Source organism: Streptococcus oralis subsp. oralis (assembly GCF_002096495.1).
Classification (GTDB): Bacteria; Bacillota; Bacilli; order Lactobacillales; family Streptococcaceae; genus Streptococcus; species Streptococcus oralis_CU.
On the sequence record NZ_NCUO01000008.1, the window covers coordinates 67,409 to 88,343 of the forward strand.

Genomic DNA, 20,935 nt, shown 5'->3' on the forward strand with positions numbered 1-20,935 from the left:
TTTTTATAGTTAGTCGATAAAATCGCCTAGGTTGAACTAAGCACTAATAATTTTGATTTTCTTGATAATATCTTCAGGATATGAGCGATCACCTATAACTATTTCGTCAGGACCATCTAAATCATAACCGTCAAACCAATCAACCACCCTACCCTTGATGGAGGTCCCATCTTCTAAAATAAGGCGAACATTTTTATCAACATATTCCCATAATTTCATTAAGTTCCTTCTCTCTAACATCGGAACAATATGACCCAATATTAGTTATTTACTAATGGCTTTTAGTTCCTGTTAAAAGCATTATAGCACACCTTACTTGCTAAAGTACAACAAGCACCCCATTAGACTAACCTGCTACTTTGCTTTCTTGTAAAAATGTTGTATACTTAAGTAAATAAAGGAAGTAATCTTGTTCCCCCCTGTCTACTATGTGGTCGGAATGATGGTTACTTCTTTTTTCCCCCTTACTATCTCAATAGCCTTGTATTTAAAAGTTTTTTAGGCTATAATTAAATTAACGAATAGAGGTTTTCCATCTCCCCTTGAAACAGATCTTTCTGCGGTAGGAGGTGGGACGCCTCTATTTGTTTTTTAAGTCAAAATGATGTAAAATTAATTCAAGAAAGAAGTGTGGTTTTCCCGCCTAAAAGCTCTATAGCTGTGGGAGGGTCACGCTTCTTTTTACCTCTCAAAAGAGAACGCAAAAAAAGCCGTCTCATTCTTTGAAGCAGCAATGAAATCAATCTAGCAAATATCTAAGCAAACCCAGAAATCAACCTTTTAAGACAAAGCAAAAAGCCCACTGTTGTAGGCTTTCTGTAAGATATTTCTTAAAATTAAAGCATCTTGTTGTAGAATTCAACGACAAGTGCTTCGTTGATTTCTGGGTTGATTTCGTCGCGTTCTGGCAAGCGAGTCAATGAACCTTCCAATTTTTCAGCATCGAATGATACGAATGCTGGACGTCCAAGAGTAGCTTCTACTGCTTCAAGGATTGCTGGAACTTTCAATGATTTTTCACGAACTGAGATTACTTGACCTGGAGTTACACGGTATGATGGGATATCAACGCGTTTTCCGTCAACAAGGATGTGACCGTGGTTTACGAATTGACGAGCTTGACGACGAGTAGTCGCAAGACCAAGACGGTAAACAACGTTATCCAAACGACGTTCCAAAAGAAGCATGAAGTTGAAACCTAGGATTCCGCCTTTGATTTTTGTAGCTTGTACGAACAAGTTACGGAATTGTTTTTCACCTACACCGTAAGTGAAACGAAGTTTTTGTTTTTCAGCCAATTGCAAACCGTATTCTGACAATTTAGAACGGTTGTTTGGTCCGTGTTGTCCTGGTACGTAGTTACGACGTGCCAATTCTTTACCTGTACCTGTAAGTGAAAGGCCAAGGCGACGAGCTTGTTTCCAAGATGGTCCTGTATAACGTGACATATGTATGTCCTCCTGATATAAATAATATTTGGCGGAAATAGTCACTTAGAAAGCCCTGATTCGTGCAGATGCCCTTCGCCTAAACAGCCAAGGTTACTTGTCATAAGACACCTGTTGACGAGCTTCATGCTTTCCTGCTGCTATTTCACACAAAGGCTATTATACCATGAAAAGCTAGATATGTAAAGGGATTTTACAGCTTTATTTCAAATTGAGGCTGAATGTAAATTTGCTTCCTAAGCCATATTGACTTTCTGCTGTGATTTCGCCACCAAGCTGATGGGCTAGTTCGCGTGCAATCGCAAGTCCTAATCCATGTCCACCTGTCTTCATATTGCGCGAAGTTTCTACACGATAAAGTCGTTTAAAGATCTTTTCCAAATCCTCAGGAAGGATTCCCTGACCCTCGTCTTTCACACTGATTCTCAGCTCTTGTTCTGTTAATTGGGCAAGAACCTCGATTCTGGTTCCTGGTTCTGAATATTTAAAGGCATTGTTTAACAAATTGACCAGAATGCGAGAAAGTTTGTCAGAATGGCTCTTGATTTTCGCCGACTCAGGTGATACTTGAATGTAAACATCTCGCTCCTCTTGTTCAATCTGGAGTTGAAATTCACTCATTGACTCAATCAACAGCTGATCTAAAAAGACCTCTTCGACTTCTTCATCAGCAGTATCTTGAGGTTGGGTGTTAAGAGTCAGAACATCCAATTCCTCCACTAGCTTGTTTAGACGCTCGGTTTGCCGACCAATCGTGGTTAAGTAGTGGAGCCGCTCCTCTTCCTTGATCACTCCATCTAGAATTCCCTCCACAGTAACCTGAATGGAGGTAATGGGAGTTTTAATATCGTGAGAGAGCTGCGCAATCATCATTCTCTTTTCTTGCTCGCTCTCATCAAGTGATTGAAAGGTAGCTTGCAAATTGTGAGACATGTCATTAAAAGCCTGGCCCAGCTCTTGAAATTCTAATGGTCCTTTGGTTTCGATTTCTGTGCTGAAATCCTTGCTTGCTATATCCTGAGCTTGTTTTTTCAAATGTTTCAGAGAAGAGAACACAGGCGACAAAAGAAAGATGCTCACTGCAGCGCCAATGAAACTAGCAATCAAGGTCATTCCAACGAGAAAGTAAACTTCACTTTTCTCAATCAACATTCGTTGGACTGCCCAGAAAACGACCAAAATCGTTAGTAGAGTCGACACTAGATACCCCACTAAAATATAGTTTTTTAATTTCATTTTCTACCTCTTGGTCTTTCCATCTTATAACCCAAACCCCAGACAGTTTTGATAGCAGGAGCATTTGAATTTGTATACTTGGTCAACTCTTGCCTCAAAGCATGGATATGAACATTGAGTGTATTGGTATCATCTACATAGTCCTCTTGCCATACCTTCTCGTAAAGTTCCGTCTTTGAAAAGACTCTCTCGGGATTGCTGGCTAATATCCATAGAAGTTCAAAGGATTTTACTGTCAATTCCAAAGGTTGCTCCCCAATGCGAACCTCATGAGTCACATGGTTGATTACCAAGTCACCAAACTCGATCTGTTCGGTCTCTCCTCCACGGCTAAGGCGACGCAAGATATTATTCACTCTTAAAACCAATTCGCGTGGGCTAAAGGGTTTGACTATAAAATCATCTGCCCCCAAACTCAATCCATAAATCTTATCCTGTTCGCTTGTCTTAGCAGTTGTAAAGAGGAAGGGTTGATCCGGAGCGATATACTGAACTTCACTGATAAAATCATACCCGTCCATATTGGGCATCATGATATCTGTGATAATGAGGTCGATAGATTTTTTTCTGAAAAGCTCTAATCCCTCCTTACCATCATGGGCGACCAAAACATCGTAACCTGCCTGTATAAGATAACGGTTTTGAATATCTAGAATATCTATTTCATCATCAACCAGCAAAATTGTCTTTTTCATCTGACACTCCTTCGATAAAAACAGTGTTATACTTGCTTTAGTATAACACTATTTTCTCTAATGTTTAAGTGATTTGAATCTTAATCTTCTCGTTTGCTTGTCAAACCCAAAAGTCCAACAAGACCTGCCAAGGCTAGACCAAAGATACCAAGCCCAGCTGTAGCTGTTTTAGCTTCCCCAGTATTTGGTAACATCGCTTTATCATCTTTTTTCATCATATTAGCCATTGGGCTAGAAGCTGGTTGATCTACTTTCATATCTGACATATGGTGATTTGTACCCATCATACCCTCAGTCGTACCTGTAGAGCCTGTTTCAGAAGGCTTCGTATTCATCTGATCTTGTTGAGATGGTATTGTCGCCATTTCTTTTCCACGAAGCTGAATCGTTACTTGACGAGTAGCAATCAGATTGGTCAAATCAGGTTTGCCATCTTTAGAGCCATAGACTTTAACAGTAGCTAGATATGTATGTGTTCCGTTAGCTCGAAGTTGATCCAGCAAGGCCTGACCATCTTTGCCAACCGTATTGCCATTCAAATCCACTTCGTAGAAATATTGACCTTTAGCCAAGCCTTCAAGTGGCAATAGCGCTGGGTTCTTCGCTGTTCCATTGTCAGACCATGGAGCTTTGTCTGAGGCTTTTAACAAGAGGCGAGTCAACATACCATCTCCACCAAAAGCTTCGTATGGAATAACTTGGTTGACACCGGCCAAGAAAGGTCCAGGAACCTTAGCCTTATCAAGGTAGCTAGCTGGAACATCAATCATGTCTTTGACATTGTTAACAACAGACTCTTTGACCTGATTTGGTGTGGTCAAGCCATTCAAATTAACAGTCAAATCTTTAGTCGCTATGAGGTTAGTTAAGTCAGGCTTGCCGTCTTTCGCACCGTACACCTTGATAGTAGCTTTATAGCTTTGAGTGCCGTTTTGTTTCAAAAGGTCAAGTAGTTCCTTGTCAGATTTTCCTTGAGTGCCAGCCAAATCCACTTCATAGAAGTAAAGGCCTTTGCCCAATTTCTCTACTGGTGGGAGAGCAGGATTTTTAGCTGTTCCGTTGTCTGACCAAGGGGCCTTGTCGGAAGCTTTTAACAAGAGGCGGGTCAACATTCCATCTCCACCAAAAGCTTCGTATGGAATAACTTGGTTGACACCGGCTGTGAAGGGACCAGGGAAGTTAGCCTTGTCCAAGTAAGTGGCTGGGACATCTACTGTATCTTTGGTATTGTCAGCTACACCTTTTTGCACTTCAGCTGGTGTGGTCGCTGGTTGCGCTTCACTGGCTTCACGGTCTTGTCCAGAAACTGTAGACTCAGGACTTTCCACAGGTTTAACTGCATCTTCTGTTTGTTTCTTAGAGTCAGGTTGTGCTTGCACTTCTTCTTTTGGTGCTACTACTGGCTCTTTAGCAGTTTCGTCCGCTTTTTCTGAAGAGCTTGTCGTATCCACACTTGCTTTAGGTGTTGGAATAGACTGTTCTGAAGGAAGAGCTACATCGACTGCTTTTTTGAGAACCTCTGCTGGTAAGTCGCTCTTTTCACTCACCGAAGCAGCGCCTGGCACGACTTGGGCAGGAGTCGGATTGACGACATCAGCACGCGCAGAACTTGGTTGACCAACTAGGACAAAGAAGCCACTGGCCACAACAACTGAAGCAACACCGACACTGAGACGGCGAATAGACCAACGAGTATATCTCTGATTTGGATTGAATTTCATAGGATTCTCCTTAGAGTTTTCTTTTTTTTGATGACTCTAGTATAATCTCCTAAAATTAAAAAGGATTAAGAAAAAGTTAAAATTTTTCTTAAATCCCTCTTATAAAATACTTATATTGACTCGTTAATTATCGGGAAAGAGAGTACCCTTCCTCTCCTACTCACTCAGTTCAGCTAGGGTGTCCAAATGTTGGTTATTAATGACTGCCATGATGTAGGTATCTGCCTGCAAGAGGTCATTAGGTCCGAATTGGACATCCAGAGGAGCATTTTCGTAGGCACGAAAACCAAGTACGTTGAGGTTGTATTTTCCACGTAAATCTAACTGACTGAGGCTTTTACCAGTCCACGATTGGGGAATTCTCATCTCGACAATCGAAACATTCTTATCTAGCTGAAAGACATCCACGCTGTTATGAAAGAGGATTGTCTGCGCCAAAGAGCGCCCCATTTCAAACTCTGGTGAAATGACTGCGTCTGCACCAATTTTTTCCAACACCTTTTTAGCTGTATGGCTTTTGACCTTGGCAATGACGGTCGGCACTCCTAGACTCTTGCAGTGCATGACCGAGAGAACACTGGACTCTAGATTTTCACCCGTTGCGACGACTACGGTATCACAGGTGTCAATCCCCGCTGATAGAAGGAGTTCTTCATCCGTGATATCTCCAACTACTCCACGCGCCAACACTGGTTCAAATTGATTAATGCGCTCCTCGTGGTCATCAATAGCAATGATATTCATATGATGCTTGGCAAGAGCAGCCAAAACACTGCTCCCAAAAATTCCCAAGCCTAAAATTCCAATTGTCCGATCTGACATCGTTCTTCCTTTCTTATCCAATGGTGATATCTGCTTTCATATAGTGAATCGTATCTTTCTTGTCTGGCTGGTATTCCGCTACACTGACCAGTAGTGTCAAGGGACCAATACGGCCGATAAACATCAGCAACATAACGATGCTGAGGGCTATCTTGCCTAGCTCTGGTGTTAAATTTGCCGTCACTCCAACTGTCGCAAGTGCTGAAATGGTCTCAAACATGAGGTAAATAAAGCGCGGATTTCCTTCTGCGGTTACCCCTAATAGAATCAAGCCCAGCAAGAAGGTCAGCAAGAAGATAATAAAGACACTGAAAGATTTTTGCACGGTTCGGGGTTCAATGGTCCTCCGAGCTACATTGGCATGAGGCAAGCCCAATAATTCACTGCGAGCAAAGACCAACAAGACAAAGAAGGTCGTAATCTTGAGCCCCCCTGCTGTCCCTCCAGGTGCCCCGCCCAGAAACATCTGCAAGATGTAGATCAGTAAGGTAACTGGTCGAGCCTGGGTGTAGTCAATTGAAGCAAAGCCTGCCGTTCTCATGCTGACGGTCTGGAAGAAACTAACCAACAGTTTTTCTGGAAAACTAAGATTTCCAATCGTCCCAGGATTGTTCCACTCAATTAAGAGAGTCGATACTGTTCCAAAGAGCAAAATTCCCGCCGTTAGAAAGAGAACCAACTTAGTATGGAAACGCAGGCGCCGTTTTTTCTTTTTCCCAAACTGGGTCGCTAGATCAAACCAGACCATAAATCCTAGACCACCCGTGATAATCAAGCCTGCAATCACTAGATTAATCAAGGGGTCCGTTTGAAAGGCTAGCAAACTCGTACTTCCAAAATTATCAAATCCAGCATTACAGAAAGCTGAAACAGCCAAAAAGATAGAGGTTAAAATCCCTCGCCCCCAGCCAAATTCAGGAATAAAGCGGAAACTCAAGAGAAAGGCACCGAGCCCTTCCACTAGAAAAGTCGTCAGAAAGATTGAACGGATGAAATCCTTTAGAGACTGGGTTTCTCCATAAGCAAAACTTTCTTGAATGGTCTCACGGCCACGAAGACTGAGCTTTTGCTTGCCTTGGATATAAAAGATTCCGATAAAGGTCATGAGCCCCAAACCACCAATCTGGATCAAAATCATACAGATCAACTGACCCCAGATATTGTAAGTAGAGGCTACCGGCTGGGTAAAGAGCCCTGTCACACAGACCATAGACACAGTCGTAAAGAGATGGTCAAAGTAGGTCGCTTGTGACGTTCCTGCTTGCACAAAGGGGAGACTTAAAAGGAGCGAGCCCAAGAAGATCACTAGGGCAAAACTTAAAAAGATGCGACGGGCTGGCGATAAACGCCCTAATGTCGTCTTGATTTTTTCCAAAAAAGATTTGAATAACATAGCTACATTCTACCATAAAAACAGTAAGAACACTCACATGTGGTGCACAATGGCAAGACAGAGTTCGAGTGCCTTATCAAAAGCTTCTGATCCCCAGTCACGACTGTCGTAGTTATCTAGATCTGCTAAGGAATCTGCGGTAAAGAGCAGCTCTCCCCAGACAACCCCACGTAGTTGAGCTACTGCCGCAAGAGCAGAGCACTCCATCTCCACAACAGCACAGCCTTCTTCCTTGCGATAGGCAACCTTTTCAGCCGTCTCTCGGTAAAAACCATCTGTCGTCCAGGTCATGACCTCCTCGTAAGGAATGCCTCTTTGTTCCAAGACTTGCTCAATGGCAGAGATAGCCTCAATCTGCATCTCCATATAACGAGAAGGCGCTACATAGTGGTAGCTGGTTCCCTCATCTCGCAGAGCGCGAACAGGGACGAGAAAGGCATTTTCCTCTATATCGGCTAGGACTCCACAAGTACCAGTGGAAATGATTTGCTCCACACCATAGCCAATCAACCAATCCATAAACTGGGCTGCTGGAGCAGAACCAACAGGCGCTTGGGCCAGACAGATCTCTTCACCCTTGTAATTGATGACATAGACTGGATAGGTCTTGGTGGCAGAAACGAACTCACCAATACAGTCCGTCCCTACTTCCCCCGCATAGCGGTCAATCTCCTCCTCCAAAAATGCATAGATACACTTCTTTGGCAACTTCAAGTCTAACTCCTCATGTGTTGGCATAAGGACCGACTGAGGATTGTCATCAAACTCTAAAATGGGAATCGCATGCTTCTGAATCATCGCCCACCTCCTCTAATTTTGTACTATTGTATCAAAAGCTGACGGAGTGTCAAGGAGGAGACTGATGAACTGAGTAAAAAAAGCACCTCAGTTATGAGATACTTTGAACTTGCTAAGATATCGAGTAGTAAATATGAGCTGGGTAAAAGATGTGGGAGCCTTGTGCAAGGTGATTGAGGAGTTATAAATAAATACCAAATTCAACAACAAAAAAGACATGAATCTGAAATAAGCAGAACATGTCTTTTTTAGCTTGTTTGAAAGTCAAGTAAATAAACCTTAGTTCTTCTAGAACTCCCTTATTTCCACAAAGCACCCAAAATCTGTTTTTCTAATAAGTCTAGGTCCTCTTCCTTTATTTCTCCGTTGTCGCTAACGATATAAAGTTGAGCGAAGTAAGCCAACAATGGACCAACACAAATACGAACCATTTGAGGAATCGTTATCTCTGGATTTACACGTGGATCTGCTAGCAATTCCTTATGAAGCACTCGAAGTTTATCTTGAATAGCATTCCAGATAAAAATCTGTTCATTTTTTAGTTTCTTATTTGAAAAACTCTCCTGCAGAATGATTTTCATCAAAGCACGATTTTTTTTGAGATAGCTCATACGATCGTGGACGAGATAACGAACCCTCTCTTCTGTCGTTTCAAAAGCTAAGAGTTCCTCAAAAAAACTACCGAAAATGCTTGGGACTACAGGATGTAAAATAGCCGTCAGTAGATCATCCTTCGTCTTAAAATACTTAAACAAAGTTGCCTGGCTTAGTCCAGCACGCTCAGCTATGTGAAGAGTTGAGGTCCCATGGTAACTCCTAGTTGATATGAGATCCACTGCTGCCTGCATGATTTTTTTCTTTCCTTGAGGGTAATTCGCTTCTTCTAAGTAATCTTCAAACGATTCAAAAACAGTCTTATCCATCTAATCTTCACACCTTTTTAGCATTATTTATGTTGATTTCTAAACTTTACGATAACGACGCAATCCAACAATATTGAGAATTGTTAAAATGATCAAGAAAATCATTAAAACACCAAGATTTGGCAAAATATCACCAAGATTGTGTCCGTAAAGAATAATCTGGCTTATTGCATCACCAGAATAGGTTAATGGCAAAAATTTCCCCACAGTTGGAGCCCATTCTCCCATGGATGACAATGGAATAATTCCTGAGAAAAAAAGTTGGGGCATAATCACGAGAGGAATAAATTGCATCATTTGGAATTCTGATTTTGCTAGAGTAGACAAGAGAATTCCAAAAGCTAGTGCTACAAGAGCCAGTACCACATTAACTATTATAACATTTAAAATACTTCCTACAACTTCTACATCTAGTAGCCAAATTGCTGCTAAAACGACAACTGCCGTTTGAAAAATCGCAATAATACCGTAAGACAACATATAGCCATAGACGATTTCAGATCGTTTCACTGGTGTTGCTAACAAACGTTCTAGTGTTCCACTGGTGCGCTCTTTCAAAAGCGCCATACCTGAAATCAAAAAGACAAAGAAGAAAACTACAAAACCTATCAAAACCGGAATCATGCTGGTAAAGAAGCTTGTATTTTCATCTCCATACTGGTAAGACTCCTTGATTTCTGGTGTTTTTGCGTCCGAGTCCAATTGTGGAAGAGCTTGTTTAACACGAGATACTAACTGATCGGTGCCTTCACTGGCGATACTCGTTCGTAACACTTGTCGTGTCATAGTTGTTTTAGAAGCATCCGTATTTGCGTAGTCGACCTGATACTCACCATCTTTATACGATATGACTGCATCTACTTTCTCGTCAGCTAGAGCTTTTTTAGCCTGATCTAAGTCTTGATAAGTCTCGACGTCCACATGATCGAGCTCATCCATTTTCGTTACCAAACCAGTTGGTAGATCTTGTGTTGCTAACTTGACATTCACGGTTGTACTAGCTGAAAACATGAGGTTCATCAACCACATGATAAAAACAGGTGCTATAAACATCAGGGCTAGAGTTCGTTTGTCACGAAGTAATTCTTTGATGACTTTTTTTGCAATCGCTATTGTTCTCATTTTACTCACCTTCTGCTTTTAAAAATACTTCTTCAATACTTGAAACTTGATAACTTTCTTTTAAGTGTTGCGGTGTATCAAAAGCAATGATTTTTCCGCCTAATAATAAGCCGACCTTATCCGTCAACTCTGCTTCATCCATAACATGGGTAGTAACTAATATCCCAACACCATTGTCTCTAAGCGCGAATAATTCTTTCCAGATTTTCTTTCGAAGAGAAGGGTCAATTCCAACTGTCGGTTCGTCCAAAATCAAGAGTTGAGGATTTCCTAAAAGCGCGATAGCCAGTGACAAACGCCGTTTCATTCCTCCAGAATAACCAGATACCGCCTTGTTTAAGTAGTCTGTCAGATCTACTACTTGAGCTATATAAGCAATTTCCGCCTTTAGGTCTTTTTTAGAAAGCCCCTTTAGCTGACCAAAAAATTCCAGATTTTCTTGGCCTGACAAGGACTCGTATAAAGCATCTGATTGGGCCATATAGCCAATATCTCCTAAAATATGGCGATTGGGCATAGTGTGATTTAACACTAAAGCTACGCCTCCATCAGCCTTTTCCATTCCTAACGTAGTCTTAATCATAGTTGATTTACCAGCACCAGACGGACCAATTAATCCTATAATTTCTCCTGGCTGCAATTCAAAGCTGACATGATTCAGAACTATTTGATGGTCAAAAGATTTTACTAAATCTTGTAAATGTAGTAATGTTTTCATTTACTTCCTCCTTGGTGAGTTAATACTCACTTTTTAAATCACCGAAGCTATTATAGTGAGTAATCACTCACTTGTCAAGAGAAAGGGTTAAATTCTTTAAAAAATAAAACACCAGATTCGTATCTGATGTTTATAATGGATAGCTATTGCTTTTAGAGCTGTTTCTAAATCTCTTCACGATACTCCGAAATGGTCTTTCCTGTCCACTTTTTAAAGGCCTATTCTTCCTCTACTTTTCTCAGCCAATCCTACTACTGTCATCACAATAGCAACCTTGATAACCTTAGCTATGGAAATTCACTTTATCCGTTTTTATATGAAACAGACCAAGAAGTTCTCAACTCCGGATTGGTATTTATTCTAGAAAATCCTTCCTACATAAAACTCTCCCTTCTCTTTCGAGAAAGGAGATTCTTTTTTATCCTTGTCCGCCAGGGGCTGGACCGCCGCCTTGAGGGCCTCCATTTGGTCCACCACCTCCAGGCATAGAGTTGACGATTTCAGTTTGTTTTTCACCGTTGAGATAGATATCTCCGCCTGTGTAGGTCGCTGTTCCATCAAAGTCAAAACCTGTTTGACCAGTCATTTTAATGGTTCCGCCTGTGACCGTGATATTGCCGTTTGAGTCGATTGGGTCTGTGTCTCCTTGGCCGACTTCTACTGTCAGGTTCCCACCGTTCATGGTGAAGAAGATTTCACTCTGTTGGGCATTTTTGTTGGCTGCATTAACCCCATCATCTGTCGAATAGATGGTAATGTCCCCACCGTTGATAGTGATTGACTTACCTTCAAGTCCTTCTGTCGAATTCTTGACGGTGTAGGTACCACTATCGATAACCAAATCACCTGATGCGTGGATGCCATCATCTCCTGCTGTGACGGTGATGTTGTTGTTGGATAGGTACATGGTTCCGACTGAAGTATCCTCGTCATTGTCCACCTTTACGCCATCTTCCTGGGCATCGATAGTCATGGTCGTACCAGTGATGTTGAGTTCATCATTGACATTAAAGGCATCGCCAACTGCTGTGATGTTATAGGTTCCACCCGTGATGTGGAGGGTGTCGTTGGCCTTGATACCATTGTTTTTCTTGCCATCTACATTGAGAGTTCCTTTCCCGTTGATGGTCAAATCCACCTTAGAAAAGAGAGCTGCGTTTGCTTTTTCGTCGCTGTTAGAGCTTGAGTCAGAGAGACTGTTGGTGGTTCCCTCTGCTAAAGTCAAGTAGACATGGCCAGCTGATGTCGCAGATATCGCTGCATTGGTATTGGTCATGGTCGCTCCTTTTAGGACTAGATGAACATCTGCAGACTTATCTACCTCGACCTTGATTTGCACTCCGTCAGACTGACCTGAAATCACATAGGTTCCAGATTTTGTGATGGTCACTGTTGATTCAGAGACTGTCACCCCATCTCCAGAGACGTTTGCAGATGAGCCAGATAACTCAATCTTAGAAGCTGTGCTTTCGTCATAAGAGGTATCATTGTCCTTCTCTGTAAAATAGGATGATTGGTTTGTCTTTGTCGCAGTTGTTGTGGCACTATTTGTCGTTGCATTGGTATTGGATGTAGTTGTTGACTGGGAACATGCTGCCATCAGCACCATTGCCGTTAAACTCGTTGCGACTAGGGTCCATTTTTTTGATTTCATACCTTTTTCATCTCCTTCGTATGATATAGCTAGACAGTCTACAGAAGATTTCTGAAACGAAACTAAAACTTTTCTGAAAGTTTCCTTAAATTCGGTTTCGCTCAGTATTCTTTTGAAAAGGCTACTAGAAACAATTTGAGAGTACTAAAATGCATTTAATAGTTTTTAAAAGCCACATCCCCAAGTGCGATGTCACTCTAACCCAAAAAGCCAAAAAGAAGAAAAATTTATAAGATTAGAGCTCATAAAAAGAACAGCCTCGGCTGTTCTTTTTAGTTTTCTTTTACTGGAATTTCCTTGATAACACGCGCAGGATTGCCAGCTAGGACGACATTGTCTCCAAAGGACTTGGTGATCACGGCCCCTGCTCCAGCGACAACGTTATTTCCTAGTGTTACTCCAGGAAGGACAATGACACTACCTCCAGCCCAGAAATTATCTCCAATGGTGATGGGCTTGCCGTATTCGACCCCTGAATTGCGTTCATGTGGATCCAGTGGATGGAGTGGGGTTAAAAACTGACAGTTGGGGCCAAGCATAGCGTTGTTCCCGATGCGAATCGGACAAACATCCAGCATGGTCAAATTCCAATTAGAATAAAAATTTTCCCCTAGATGGATATTGACTCCATAATCGACCACCAAGCGTGGATTGACATAGAGATTTTGCCCAGTTGAGCCAAACCAAGTCTTGATAATATCCGCTCCATTCAAGGGATCTTCTTCCTTGTTAAAGGCAGCCTGTTTTTGGCGAGAAGCTTGTGCCAAGGCACGCAACTCTGGGTCCGACGGACGGTAAGGCTCCCCTGCTATCATTTTCTGGTATTCGCTAGCCATCTTATCACCTCACACTTACTTTGGACCCATCATATCAAAAAGCCTTTGAAAGGTCAAGAATAGCCTGCTTTCTATACTCTCGAAACTAATTCCCTCCCAAGTCAAAACAACTTGCTTGACAAAAGATTGACTTCATGGTTTAATATACCCCATAAGGGTATATGTGGAGGTGCCTATGTTTCACTTATTATTTACAAAAATTGACAGTATTTCTACCAGCGAGTTAGAAGCTAAACTCAGAGAACCGATTCAGCTACTAGATGTTCGAACGCCTATGGAATTCCGGAGAGGTCATATCAAAAATGCCAAAAATGTTCCTTTAACGGAAATCGGATCTTACACACCTGCGACAAAAGAAACACTTTATGTCATTTGTCATTCTGGTGTGCGAAGCAAACTAGCTGCGAAAAAGCTTAAGAAAAATGGCTACGATGTTATCAATGTACGAGGCGGTATGAGCGCTTGGACAGGTCAGGTCATCTAGAAGCATAAAATAATTGGCTACACAGCCTTGAATCTTATCGAAGGTCTGAGCGACAATATCCAATGGTGTCCGCTCGGAGACGATCTGAATAAGGGCAAAAAATTCCTAGATGTACGGACAAATGGCGAATTTCAGAGTGGTCGACTCAAAGTCGACACCATCCACATTCCCCTAAACGAATTACGGGAACGCTTGGATGAATCGGACAAGAAGCAAACCTACATCCTTAGCTACCACAGCGTTTTGCGCAGCTAGATCACAGAGCGTAGCCTCCAGTGGCAGGAATTGCCGTCCAAAACCTTGACGACGCTTATTCACTATACAAAATGGCTAATCCAGAAGGAGTCAAATATGGAAACGAGTATCAGCATGGCTGACTTTTATGAAAAATACCTAAATGAAAATCTAAACCTTATCGATGTACGTGAAGTGCACGAATTCCAAGCAGGACATGCACCAGGTGCTAAAAATCTGCCTTTAAGTACCTTGGAGCAAGGTTACAAAGAACTCAAACCTGACCGTGTATACCATGTCATCTGTCAAGGTGGAGTACGCTCCGCATCTGCTTGTGAATTTCTAAGCGCCCAAGGCCTCACCGTTATCAATGTAGAAGGTGGTATGAATGCTTGGCCCGGTCAAGTAGAATAATGAAAAAAACCGATTAAGTTCCTTAATCGGTTTTTTCATTTCTGCAACCCACTGATATAGGATTCGTAGCCCATCGCTTCTAAAAAACGAAGCACATTGACGGCATCTAAAAAGAGGTTGCTCGTTGGTATCGGGGGGACTCATCCGTTTGGCCGACATGATTTCTTTATCGAAATAGACTTAAATGCCTTTATCTGCATTGTTTAGCAATAGCAAATTAGTTTATTTCCGTTTAATCAGGTATCGGATGGCCTTTTCTAGGCGTTCCTTTTGAGCCTCGGGGTCGTCTAGTGGTTGGTTGATACAGTCAGTGAGATTTTCAGTAATGATCATCTCAATCACGCGCTCAACGCTAGATTTCACTGCTGTCAACTGCGTAACAATATCTGCGCAGTCACGATCTTCTTCAATCATCTTTTGAATCCCACGTAACTGACCCTCTGAACGTTTCAGGCGTGTTATATACTTTGAGTTTGTCATTAATTTATCCTTGGTCACTTTTTCTTCATTATATCTCGAATAAGGGGCTTTGTCAAAATTCACTTCCTGTCTGTATTTGTAGGAGGCAACCTCTCCTCTGTATCAGATAGAAAAGATTGATAAGCATGGAAATGGAAAAGAAACTCTGTCCTCCTTGAAGCTCGATGGGAAGTCACGTTTCCTTTCAACCAACTGACCTTTATGCGTATATCTTGGACAAATTGGACAAAAAGGCTAGGATCACTATCCCATAGACTAGAACTAGAGCCAGCCCAAATCCGATACCAAACCACTTGTAAAACTTGTCCATTCCGCTGTAACGTTCGACATAGGCCCTGGTCGGCTTGTCTGGATCATACCAGACTGTCAGCTCCGAATGAAGGGGGAAATGGGTCTGCATCAAGCGTTTGAAGGAAACAAAGGAGTTGCTGTAGCGAGTGATCGAAGGTGCCAGCATATCTTCTCTTGTATAGTCCTTTAAAAATTTAGTAGTCCCCCACGGAATTGTGACCGTTTTGAACATAAAATACTGCAAAGTTTTCTTATAAGAAATCCCATCCACCGTGTATTCGACGATAGGTGGATACCCCTCACGAAAACGGCTATAGCCGATAACCGTTCCCTGTACGGATGACTTGGCAAGGCGGACCAACTTCTGATCCCGAAGATAGAGGAAAAGAAAGGTCCCACACACAAATACAAAAGATAGGAAGATGACGATTGTCCCAACTATCAAACCAATCACTTCTTTATTCATATGAACTCCTCCTGTTATTTTATACAGTAAAATCCCAAAACGAACTCGTCCAGAAGGACATTGAAGCTCTCGAGTCTACTCTTCGGATTTTTCTTTTGACTGTTTTTCTCTCAAATCTTTTACAGATTTCGATATGATATCTCTCACCTGTTCGTCAGTAAGTCCTGGAATCTGGTAATAAGGATTATTGGATTCGCTTTTTGACGGCTTTGTTCCTGAACTTTCGGTTTTAGAACTTTGTTCAGTCGAAGACGAGGATTTCGGCTCTGAGGAACTGGATTCTTTGGTCTTAGAGGAACTCGACGACTCAGAAGACTTGGACGTTTCAGGCGTGTTAAAATCAAGTTTAGGCGGATTGTTTACTTGGACGTTCGGCTGTTTCACAGGTTTATAGAATAGCCCAAAAGACAACAGCAAGGCCGTCAAGATCCCAATACCAGCCAAGGTTCTTTTATTGGCTTCAGCCGAGGGAACCTTTACTCCCTTCGTACTGAGTATTTTCCATTCTGGATGCTCTTTTTCTATAGCTTTTTTCTGTCTCCTAAGAGGACCAAGTAGAAAATGATTAAAAGGCACAATCGTTACCATAGCCACCGTTACAAGCGGGACATAATTGGAATGACTTGATACCAGTAGAACATCGAGGATAGCGAGAAGAATGAAGAGGAAACGCCCCACAAACTTACGAACTTGATGCTCTTTTTTGATCTGCAAATATCTCTCTTGTGACATTATCATCCTCTCTTTTCTATTTCTTCATTAAATATCACTTTCCCCTGTTCATATTTTCGCACAGCTAAGAACCAGCGGATAGGGTTGTTTTGGAATAAGAAAAGGTACAACAAGGCAGGAAAGAGACCTGCTAAAGGCGAGAAAAAGATTTGTATATCAAATGCCTCTTGCTTATTGAATGAGTCAATAGTGCCCGGAATTGCAGCAGCAAATATTACTATAGTAGTCATAAAAACTAGTAGCATGACAATCATAAAAGCCAACATTTTCGCAAACGTCGCTTTTTTCTCACTAAAATTTTCCCAGAACAAATTTGAATAAACTGCTTCTTTAAACTCTTTCTTTGTTGCTCCTTGGACTCGTTTCACTCCTTTATATAAGGCGACTTCCATCATCCATATAAATCCAAATAGGATAAAGGAAAGACAAAGAATAAAAATAGGAACCATCCCACTATTATAACGAAGGCCTGAGAAAATTGGTATTGCAACAAATCCTCCGAGTAAACCTAACAAAGAGAATATAGCAATTAAAGGAGCAATCCCCCTATTCGATCTCCTAGCCCCTTCTGTATTTAACAAGGCACTCTTATCTGCTACAAGAGCCTCTTTTGTTCGCGTATTATAGTAAACGGCCTTATCACCGCTCTGTCCAATAAAAATTATTTTTCTCATATAAAATCACCACAGTTTTCACTAATCACTATAATCAGAAACTTCAATTTTATCATAGGTTGTTGATAAAACATCACCATCACCAACCACTGGTAATGGTAATAGCGTTTCTCTCGTGTTTCTAGTTCTTCTCTTCCCTAAATATCACTTTCCTCTGTTCATACTTTCGTACGGCTAAGAGCCAGCGGATTGGGTTATTTTGAAATAGAGCAATTACGACCACTGCTGGAAGTACCCCTGCCACTGGTGAAAATAATAATGAAAGATCAAACCACTCATGGTTATAATAAGGAATAAGCATTCCTGGTATTCCAAATAAACTTACAATTCCTAAACAAAACAGAAGAACCAAGATAACAAACGAGAAAAAGAAAATTTTACCTAATGTTGCTTTCTTATCGGAAAATCCTTCCCAAAATAAATTTCCATTCACTGCAGCTTTAAATTGTTCTTCGTTTGCCAAAACTGTGGAACGAACATTTTTATACAATGCTTTTTCCAACATATAAATACTTCCAACAAAAACTAAAAATATGGCTAGTAAAATGATTGGAATCATCCTCTCGTTTAATCTAAATGGAGAAGTAAAGGAAAAAATAGCAAGTCCAACACCTCCACCAAATAACGCAAAAAGTAATATCAAAGGAATAATAGCCTTATTGGTCTTCCTAGCTCCTTCTGTATTTAATAAGGCGCTCTTATCGGCTACCAGAGCCTCTTTTGTTCTTGTGTTATAGTAGACAGCTTCATCACCGCTCTGTCCAATAAAGATTATTTTTCTCATCTTACATTTCTCCCTCTTTCCCTCGGCTACCGTCCTGTAATGTCTCCATCAGCTCCTTGAACAGTCGTTTGCGCGTTTTCATCCGAAAATCATAAACTATATATGTAAGAATACCAATCCCTAACATGTACATAATTAAAAATTGAAAATCAGAAACAGCCAGATAACGATAGGCTGAAAAAATCGTTATTAAAACAAAAATGTAGCCAACTACTGTCAACGCCCTTGATTTTCTCCTAAGTGTTTTGATATTGGCTTTTGTCAGCCGGACTTTTCTAAATCTATCTGTCTTCATGTTACGTCGGGTAGACTTGGCAAGGAGAATGGTCCCAAAAACTAAAAACAGCGACATCAAGATAAAGAAGATTAGATTAAGAGGGGATGAGACATCTCCAAAGGTTTGGTTGAGCAACTTTGACAGCCGTTGGAAGGAATAGATTGCAATAGGGGCTGCAATGGCTGAATAATTCATGCCTTGTTTTACACCGTAGAATACTTGATTCTTCAGATCATAATAGATAAAATAGTCCTCCAGAGGGCCCATACTGATTAAATTTTTTACACTTGTGTCCATCTTATTTCCCGTCTCCTAAACTCAATACGGATGTTCAAACAAAGTTCTACTTTCTCTTAAAAGCATCGTGACGACGATTGCCAGCATTCTAGCTGATTTTTAGCATTTTCCTTCCTAGAGAAAGAAAAGTTTATTAGTATTATAGCATGAACCCCCCAGAAAAGGGAAAATATCCCCGGCAGATACCATTGCTAAAGACAAGAAAGGATTCGTCATTTCATAAAAAAGCGAACAAGTCCGCATTCTAAAAACAGAATACGAGCTTATCCGCCTTTTCCTATGTCTCTAAAATAAATAATGTGTTTTCCTCGTCTCATCGTGCCAAGCGAATGCGGGTTACAATCCCATCTGGGTCTACAAGATCCAGTTCACTCGAATTTAGCCATTTGATCGGTGCTTCTAGCTCTTGTGCTTGCTTAACGATGTTCAAGAGTTCTTCCTTGCTTTCGACCTCAAGGACATAGTAGGCCAAGCCTGACAAGCCTTGCTCACGCGGAGCCAGACCTTTTCCAGCCCATTCGTTGACAGCCAGGTGGTGATGGTACTGACCAGCCGCTATCCAACTAGCACTAGGAATGCTAAATTTATCTTCTAGTCCTAACACCTTTTGATAAAACTGGCTCGCCTCACGACTATCCTTCACCGATAGATGGATATGCCCCATTCTCGTCCCTTCAGCTAGGATAAAGGGATCCACCTTTTCCCCTAATTCATAGATGTCCTGTGCCGCAAGAGCCTCGGTCACACCGATAATGCGGCCGTCTTCTAGAATATCCCATGAAGACACTGGCTTATCACGGTAGAGTTCAATGCCATTTCCTTCCAAATCCTCTAGATAAATAGCCTCACTGTATCCATGATCTGCACCCCCGACCAGAGGAATCCGCAAATCACTTAGGTGTTTCAAGACATCTGCCAAGGCTTTTCGTGTCGGCAACAGAATCGCCAGATGGTAGAGCCCATAATGCTCCCTTACTTCGCCAGACTTTTCTGCCTGAATCAAGTGAACCAAGGCTTTTCGACCAAGTCCCAAAATCGCTTCTGTCTCTGTTTGGGATAAAATCTCCAAGCCAATAATTTGGTGATAAAAAGCCGTTTGACTCGTCAAATCCTTGACATTTAAAACCGCCTCCGCTAGGTAAATGTGGCTTTGGTATGCATAAGTCATAGGGTGTCTCCTTTTGTTTGTTGTAACTTTATTAATTACATCAATTATACACTATTGAGATAAAATGTCAACGAAGACAACTCAAAAGAGCTGGAAACCAGCTCTTCTTTTTATTTGACAACAAGCTCGTAGCGAGTTTTGCTGGTAAAGGTTTGGCCTGCTTTGAGAATGACTTGGTCTTTGAAGTCACTGTGAATAGCATCTGGTAAAGCTTGCGCTTCAAGGGCAATCCCATTGTGTTGCACCATTGGTTGGCCTCCGATGAGCACACTCTCATCCACAAAGTTTGCTGTGTAGACCACAAAGCAAGGGGCCTCTGTCTTGAAAAGTAGGAAACGACCTGAGTGTTGGTCATAAAGGAAACCAGCATTGTCATGACCTGCAGGAAGAGCAAATGGGTGATCCAAACCAGATACCAACTGGATTTGCTCATCTTCCTCTTCAAAGATGTCCTTCAACAAAGCACCATTGTAGATGTGTTTAACCACATCACGAGTAGCATCTGGAGTCTTAGCCGGAACACCGTCCGGAGCGATTGGGTAAATACCCTCGGTATTTAGCTGGAAGACATGGCGGTCAACTGTCTGCGTGAAATCACCAGACAAGTTGAAGTAGCTGTGATTAGTTGGATTGACAAGCGTATCCTGATCTGTCGTCACCTTATAGCTGACTTCGTAGGCGCCAGTTTCTTCCAAGTGATAGCTGATCCAGATCTTGAGATTACCAGGGAATCCTCCTGTTCCGTCTGTACGTTCTGTGTAGAGGGTCAAGCCATGGTCGCTCACTTCGACCAATTCAAACAAGCTCGAATCCCAACCTGTTGAACCACTGTGGTTACAGTTGCTAGCGTTGTTGACTTCAAGATTATAGGTCTGACCATTGAGCTCAAATGTCGCACCTGCAATACGGCCCGCTACAGGACCTACACTTGCTCCATGCTTGGGACTATTGCCTACATAGCTATCAAAATCATCAAAACCCAAAATCACATTGGCAAAATTCCCAGCCTTGTCAGGCGTGACATAGCGCAATATGGTCGCACCATAGGTCATGATTTCTAGTTGGTAGCCACTGTCAGTCTCAAAGCGATAAGCCAAGACATCCTTGCCCTCATGATTTCCAAATACACGTTCTGTGTATGCTTTCATTCTTCTCTCCTTTGATCCATTTCTCTTAAGTAAACAAACCATAGAGAGTGTCTCACCATCTATGGTTGTAGTTTCTATTTTCAGAATCCTTTGTCAGAAAACCTTAAGTAGCTTCTTAAC

23 protein-coding genes and 1 pseudogene are annotated in these 20,935 nt (G+C 41.7%); 3 read left to right on the top strand and 21 right to left on the bottom strand.

Annotated elements, in window-relative coordinates; genetic code table 11:
• Window positions 1–36 precede the first annotated feature (36 nt).
• From B7717_RS00680 to B7717_RS00745, 13 genes are all read right to left on the bottom strand, one after another.
• Window positions 37–219, bottom strand: a complete 183-nt coding sequence (locus tag B7717_RS00680; RefSeq protein WP_000780387.1) for a hypothetical protein — start codon at window positions 217–219, stop codon at window positions 37–39.
• Between the two features lie 617 nt (window positions 220–836).
• Complete coding sequence (gene rpsD / locus B7717_RS00685) at window positions 837–1,448, bottom strand: 30S ribosomal protein S4 (protein WP_000092756.1); 612 nt, start codon at window positions 1,446–1,448, stop codon at window positions 837–839.
• 201 nt (window positions 1,449–1,649) lie between these two features.
• On the bottom strand, window positions 1,650–2,684 hold the full coding sequence (locus B7717_RS00690; protein WP_049550130.1) for a sensor histidine kinase: 1,035 nt from the start codon (window positions 2,682–2,684) through the stop codon (window positions 1,650–1,652).
• The gene (locus B7717_RS00695; protein ID WP_000751223.1) at window positions 2,681–3,379 is read right to left on the bottom strand and encodes a response regulator transcription factor; all 699 of its coding nucleotides are present in this window, start codon (window positions 3,377–3,379) and stop codon (window positions 2,681–2,683) included. Before B7717_RS00695 ends, B7717_RS00690 begins: the two co-directional genes overlap by 4 nt.
• 80 nt (window positions 3,380–3,459) lie before the next feature.
• Window positions 3,460–5,100, bottom strand: coding sequence for an SSURE domain-containing protein (locus B7717_RS00700; protein ID WP_084943980.1), 1,641 nt, complete (start codon window positions 5,098–5,100; stop codon window positions 3,460–3,462).
• A 156-nt stretch (window positions 5,101–5,256) separates the two neighbouring features.
• Window positions 5,257–5,922: a potassium channel family protein gene (locus B7717_RS00705; RefSeq protein WP_084943981.1), complete on the bottom strand. Its 666-nt coding sequence runs from the start codon at window positions 5,920–5,922 to the stop codon at window positions 5,257–5,259.
• Window positions 5,923–5,935: 13 nt separating this feature from the next.
• Window positions 5,936–7,315: a TrkH family potassium uptake protein gene (locus B7717_RS00710; RefSeq protein WP_000897930.1), complete on the bottom strand. Its 1,380-nt coding sequence runs from the start codon at window positions 7,313–7,315 to the stop codon at window positions 5,936–5,938.
• Window positions 7,316–7,348: 33 nt separating this feature from the next.
• Window positions 7,349–8,113: a nucleoside phosphorylase gene (locus B7717_RS00715; RefSeq protein WP_000615031.1), complete on the bottom strand. Its 765-nt coding sequence runs from the start codon at window positions 8,111–8,113 to the stop codon at window positions 7,349–7,351.
• A gap of 299 nt (window positions 8,114–8,412) precedes the next feature.
• The gene (locus tag B7717_RS00725) at window positions 8,413–9,036 is read right to left on the bottom strand and encodes a TetR/AcrR family transcriptional regulator (RefSeq protein ID WP_000361929.1); all 624 of its coding nucleotides are present in this window, start codon (window positions 9,034–9,036) and stop codon (window positions 8,413–8,415) included.
• 39 nt (window positions 9,037–9,075) lie between these two features.
• A complete protein-coding gene (locus B7717_RS00730; protein ID WP_084943982.1) occupies window positions 9,076–10,158 on the bottom strand; it encodes an ABC transporter permease in 1,083 nt (360 codons plus the stop codon).
• A gap of 1 nt (window position 10,159) precedes the next feature.
• Window positions 10,160–10,876: an ABC transporter ATP-binding protein gene (locus tag B7717_RS00735; protein WP_000854375.1), complete on the bottom strand. Its 717-nt coding sequence runs from the start codon at window positions 10,874–10,876 to the stop codon at window positions 10,160–10,162.
• Between the two features lie 418 nt (window positions 10,877–11,294).
• Complete coding sequence (locus B7717_RS00740; protein WP_070696401.1) at window positions 11,295–12,530, bottom strand: carbohydrate-binding domain-containing protein; 1,236 nt, start codon at window positions 12,528–12,530, stop codon at window positions 11,295–11,297.
• A 272-nt stretch (window positions 12,531–12,802) separates the two neighbouring features.
• On the bottom strand, window positions 12,803–13,366 hold the full coding sequence (locus tag B7717_RS00745; RefSeq protein ID WP_084943983.1) for a sugar O-acetyltransferase: 564 nt from the start codon (window positions 13,364–13,366) through the stop codon (window positions 12,803–12,805).
• Between the two features lie 175 nt (window positions 13,367–13,541).
• Between B7717_RS00745 and B7717_RS00750 the strand changes: the two genes are divergently transcribed.
• The 3 genes and pseudogenes from B7717_RS00750 (at window position 13,542) to B7717_RS00765 (ending at window position 14,498) form a co-directional block, all read left to right on the top strand.
• Complete coding sequence (locus tag B7717_RS00750; RefSeq protein ID WP_061421751.1) at window positions 13,542–13,850, top strand: rhodanese-like domain-containing protein; 309 nt, start codon at window positions 13,542–13,544, stop codon at window positions 13,848–13,850.
• A 9-nt stretch (window positions 13,851–13,859) separates the two neighbouring features.
• Window positions 13,860–14,227 (top strand): annotated as a pseudogene (locus B7717_RS09810) (rhodanese-like domain-containing protein); the annotation flags it as partial.
• Window positions 14,202–14,498: a rhodanese-like domain-containing protein gene (locus tag B7717_RS00765; protein ID WP_084943984.1), complete on the top strand. Its 297-nt coding sequence runs from the start codon at window positions 14,202–14,204 to the stop codon at window positions 14,496–14,498. The pseudogene B7717_RS09810 and the gene B7717_RS00765, both read left to right, overlap by 26 nt.
• A gap of 222 nt (window positions 14,499–14,720) precedes the next feature.
• Here B7717_RS00765 and B7717_RS00770 read toward each other — a convergent pair whose 3' ends face one another.
• The 8 genes from B7717_RS00770 to B7717_RS00805 all read right to left on the bottom strand — a co-directional run bounded on the left by B7717_RS00770 (window position 14,721) and on the right by B7717_RS00805 (window position 20,815).
• Window positions 14,721–14,978 (bottom strand): metal-sensitive transcriptional regulator, encoded by a 258-nt coding sequence (locus B7717_RS00770; protein WP_002880547.1) that lies wholly within the window; start codon window positions 14,976–14,978, stop codon window positions 14,721–14,723.
• A gap of 199 nt (window positions 14,979–15,177) precedes the next feature.
• Window positions 15,178–15,735, bottom strand: coding sequence for a DUF3592 domain-containing protein (locus B7717_RS00775; RefSeq protein WP_049506239.1), 558 nt, complete (start codon window positions 15,733–15,735; stop codon window positions 15,178–15,180).
• Between the two features lie 75 nt (window positions 15,736–15,810).
• A complete protein-coding gene (locus tag B7717_RS00780) occupies window positions 15,811–16,467 on the bottom strand; it encodes a hypothetical protein (protein ID WP_084936874.1) in 657 nt (218 codons plus the stop codon).
• A 2-nt stretch (window positions 16,468–16,469) separates the two neighbouring features.
• Window positions 16,470–17,141: a hypothetical protein gene (locus tag B7717_RS00785; protein ID WP_001226099.1), complete on the bottom strand. Its 672-nt coding sequence runs from the start codon at window positions 17,139–17,141 to the stop codon at window positions 16,470–16,472.
• A 121-nt stretch (window positions 17,142–17,262) separates the two neighbouring features.
• Window positions 17,263–17,925 carry a hypothetical protein gene (locus B7717_RS00790; RefSeq protein WP_001226095.1) on the bottom strand — a complete coding sequence of 221 codons (663 nt, stop codon included), beginning with the start codon at window positions 17,923–17,925 and terminating at the stop codon, window positions 17,263–17,265.
• A 1-nt stretch (window position 17,926) separates the two neighbouring features.
• Window positions 17,927–18,499, bottom strand: coding sequence for a hypothetical protein (locus B7717_RS00795; protein ID WP_084943985.1), 573 nt, complete (start codon window positions 18,497–18,499; stop codon window positions 17,927–17,929).
• Window positions 18,500–18,812: 313 nt separating this feature from the next.
• Complete coding sequence (locus B7717_RS00800) at window positions 18,813–19,667, bottom strand: VOC family protein (RefSeq protein WP_084943986.1); 855 nt, start codon at window positions 19,665–19,667, stop codon at window positions 18,813–18,815.
• A gap of 110 nt (window positions 19,668–19,777) precedes the next feature.
• On the bottom strand, window positions 19,778–20,815 hold the full coding sequence (locus tag B7717_RS00805) for an aldose epimerase family protein (protein ID WP_070534792.1): 1,038 nt from the start codon (window positions 20,813–20,815) through the stop codon (window positions 19,778–19,780).
• Window positions 20,816–20,935 lie beyond the last annotated feature (120 nt).